The organism is Methylibium sp. (genome assembly GCF_013817365.1).
In the GTDB taxonomy this organism is placed as follows: domain Bacteria; phylum Pseudomonadota; class Gammaproteobacteria; order Burkholderiales; family Burkholderiaceae_C; genus Methylibium.
Map to the genome: position 1 here is coordinate 1 of NZ_JACDCU010000421.1, position 3,457 is coordinate 3,457.

The following is a 3,457-nucleotide window of genomic DNA, read 5'->3' on the forward strand; positions in this document are numbered from 1 at the left end:
ATTGCGAGGATCACGTCATGAAACCCATCGTTGGCAGCATCGTTGCGCTCGTCACGCCGATGCTCGAGGACGGCAGCGTGGACTATCCCGCGCTGCGCCGTCTGATCGACTGGCACATTGCTGAAGGCACCGATTGCCTGGGCGTGGTCGGCACGACGGGCGAGTCGCCTACCGTCAGCACGGAAGAGCACTGCGAGATCATCCGCGTGGCGGTCCAGCACGTGGCCGGCCGGGTGCCGGTCATGGCCGGTGCCGGCTCGAACTCGACCCGCGAAGCGATCGAGCTTTCGAAGTACGCCAAGGAGGTCGGCGCCGATTGCACCCTGCAGGTCGTGCCTTACTACAACAAGCCCACGCAAGAAGGCCAGTACCTGCACTTCCGTGCCATCGCCGAAGCGGTCGACATCCCGCTGGTGCTCTACAACGTGCCCGGCCGCACGGTGGCCGACTTGCTGCCCGAGACCGTGCTGCGCCTGGCGAAGGTGCCCGGCATCGTCGGCCTGAAGGAAGCCAGCGGCGACATCGAGCGCGCTTGTTGGCTCATCAGGCAGGCGCCGAAAGGATTCGCCGTGTACTCCGGCGACGATCCGACCGCAGTGGCCCTCATGCTGCTCGGCGGCCAGGGCAACATCAGCGTCACGGCCAACGTGGCGCCGCGCGCGATGCACGAGTTGTGCATGGCCGCGATTGCAGGCAACGCGCGGCTGGCCACTGAGATTCACCTGCAACTGCTGCCACTTCACAAGCAGTTGTTCTGCGAACCCAACCCGATTCCCGTGAAATGGGCGATGCAGCGGCTGGGCCATTGCGGCGCCACGCTGCGTTTGCCGCTCACGCCCTTGAGTGCACCCCTGCAGCCGCTCGTCGAGCAGGCGCTGAAAGAGGCCGGCTTGCTCGAAGGCCGCTGAACTTGCGCGCGCCGAGCGCGTCCCATACCGCTGCGTCGGCCGAACCCGGCGCGACGAACCGACCGATTTCCGGAGAGCTGCCCGTGAGCCCACGTTCGATGCGACGTTCCCCTTTCTTCAAATTGCTGCCGCTGGCCCTCGTCGCCGGTCTGGCGGCATGTAGCTCGATCAACAAGACGCTGGAAGGCGACAAGGTCGATTACCGCACCACCGGCTCCAAGACGGTCAGCCTCGAGGTGCCGCCCGACTTGAGTCAGCTGCAACGCGACTCGCGTTTTCAGTCGACCGACGGCACGATCAGCGCTTCCACGATCCAAGCCCCTGCTGCGGCCGCATCGGCGCCGGTGGTGGCCGCGGTCGCCCCGGCGGTCACCGGCGAGGTCCGCATCGAGCGCGCCGGCAGCCAGCGCTGGCTGTCGACCCGGCAGAGCCCCGAGCAGCTGTGGCCGCAGCTGCTGGCGTTCTGGCAGGAGCGCGGCTTTTCGGTCGAACTCGAACAGCCCGCCACCGGCGTGATGGAAACCAACTGGGCCGAAAACCGCGCCAACCTGCCACAGGATTTCATTCGCCGCACGATCGGGCGCGTGTTCGATTCCGCGTACGAAACCGGGGAGCGCGACCGCTTCCGCACCCGGCTCGAGCGCGCCCCCGACGGCGGCACCGAGGTCTACATCAGCCATCGCGGCATGGTCGAGGTCTACACCAGCGAGCGCCGGGACTCCACCGCCTGGCAGCCGCGGCCGGCCGACCCGGGACTCGAAGCGCAGATGCTGTCGCGCCTGATGCAAAACCTGGGCGGCGAGGAGGAGCGTGTGCGCACGGCCGCCGCGGCCGCCTCGGCGCCGCCGGCGGCGGTGGCCAGCGCCCGCGCGCGCCTGATCGACGGCGCACCCGGCAGTGGCTTGCAGGTCGACGACGGCTTCGACCGGGCCTGGCGGCGTGTCGGGCTGGCGCTCGACCGCAGCGGCTTCACCGTGGAGGATCGCGACCGCACGCAGGGCCTGTATTACGTGCGCTATGTCGATCCGGTCAAGAGCAAGCAGCCCGAACCCGGCTTCTTCGGCAAGCTGTTCGGCGGGGGCAAGGACGAAGGGGCCTCGAACGCCCTCGCGCGCTACCGCATCGCAGTGAAGGGTCAGCAAGCCGAGTCGACGCTGGTGACCGTGCAGACCAACCAGGGCGCGCCGGAGACGGGCGACGCGGCACAACGCATCCTGCAGTTGCTGGTCGCGGACCTGCGCTGAATGACGGCCTGCGGGCATCTGCGGCTTGCCTCGCAGCGAGGTTGCCGGTGGTCGCCGGGGCGGCCCGGCCGAAACTGAGGTACCGAGCGACCGCATGATGCGTTTTTGCAGCCTGGGCAGCGGCAGCACCGGCAACGCCACGCTGATCGAGTCGCACGACGGCACGCGGACCACGCGGGTGCTGATCGACTGCGGCTTCACGCTCAAGGAGTTCAGCCTGCGGCTCGCCCGCGCCGGGGTCGAGCCGGGCAGCCTCGACGCGGTGTTCGTGACGCACGAGCATGGCGACCATGTGGGCTGTGCACTCAGCGTGGCGAGGCGCTACGGCGTGCCGCTGTGGATGAGCCGCGGCACCTGGCGTGCGATCGGTGCGCCGGAGCCCTTCGACGGCCTGCTGCATTTCGCCCGCGACGGCGACACGATCGATGTCGGCGGCCTACAACTGCGCCCCTACACCGTGCCCCACGACGCGACCGAGCCGTTGCAGCTCAGTTGCAGCGACGGTGCCCGGCGCCTGGGTGTGCTCACCGACGCCGGGTCGGTCACGCCGCACATGATCGACGCGCTGCAGGCCTGTGACGCGCTGCTGCTCGAATGCAACCACGACCGCGGGATGCTGGCCGGTTCGAGCTACCCCGCTTCGCTCAAGCGGCGCGTCGGCGGCTCGCTCGGCCATCTGGCCAACGACAGCGCCGCCGTCGTGCTCGGCGCATGCCGGCATTCGGGCCTGCGTCACGTGGTGGCGGCCCACCTGAGCTTGCAGAACAACCGGCCCGATCTCGCGGCAGTGGCGCTGGCCGATGTGCTCGGCTCGACGCCGCAAGACATCGTCGTCGCCGATGCGCGCCTGGGTTTCGGCTGGCTGGACCTGCACTGACCCGTCGGCCCCACACGTGATGCGTGCCCGCAAAAAAGCCGCCCGAAAGCGGCCTTTTTGCAAGCTCATCGGGCGAGGCAGCCGCCTCGCCGCAATGAATCACTTCTTCATCGCGTCTTCAGCCGTGCTCGCGGCGGCGGCGGCGGCGGCGGCCGCATCGGTGGCGGCCTCGGAGGCAGCGCTTGCGGCATCCCCGGCGGCGGCCGTGGCGGCCGCATCTGCAGAACCCATGGCGGCCGATGCGCTGTCCATCGAAGCCGAGGCGGCGTCCATGGCGGCAGAAGCACTGGTTTCGGCAGCCGGAGCAGGCGCTTCCACGGGAGCCGGAGCAGGCATCACGACCGCTTCTTCGTTCTTGCCGCAAGCGGCGAGAGCGGCGGCGGCAACCAGGGCGGCCAGCACGAGAGATTTGTTCATTTACAGGTCCT

The 3,457-nt window shown here is 68.9% G+C and carries 4 protein-coding genes; 3 read left to right on the forward strand and 1 reads right to left on the reverse strand.

Annotated features, from left to right (window positions below; all coding sequences use genetic code 11):
• Positions 1 to 17 precede the first annotated feature (17 nt).
• The 3 genes from dapA (at position 18) to H0W38_RS18960 (ending at position 3,029) form a co-directional block, all read left to right on the forward strand.
• Positions 18 to 908: a 4-hydroxy-tetrahydrodipicolinate synthase gene (gene dapA / locus H0W38_RS18950; RefSeq protein WP_292457069.1), complete on the forward strand. Its 891-nt coding sequence runs from the start codon at positions 18 to 20 to the stop codon at positions 906 to 908.
• Between the two features lie 98 nt (positions 909 to 1,006).
• Positions 1,007 to 2,152 carry an outer membrane protein assembly factor BamC gene (gene bamC, locus H0W38_RS18955; protein ID WP_292457072.1) on the forward strand — a complete coding sequence of 382 codons (1,146 nt, stop codon included), beginning with the start codon at positions 1,007 to 1,009 and terminating at the stop codon, positions 2,150 to 2,152.
• 94 nt (positions 2,153 to 2,246) lie between these two features.
• Positions 2,247 to 3,029: an MBL fold metallo-hydrolase gene (locus tag H0W38_RS18960; protein WP_292457074.1), complete on the forward strand. Its 783-nt coding sequence runs from the start codon at positions 2,247 to 2,249 to the stop codon at positions 3,027 to 3,029.
• A gap of 99 nt (positions 3,030 to 3,128) precedes the next feature.
• On the opposite strand, the gene H0W38_RS18965 is transcribed toward H0W38_RS18960, so the two are convergent.
• Positions 3,129 to 3,446, reverse strand: a complete 318-nt coding sequence (locus tag H0W38_RS18965) for a hypothetical protein (RefSeq protein WP_292457076.1) — start codon at positions 3,444 to 3,446, stop codon at positions 3,129 to 3,131.
• Positions 3,447 to 3,457 lie beyond the last annotated feature (11 nt).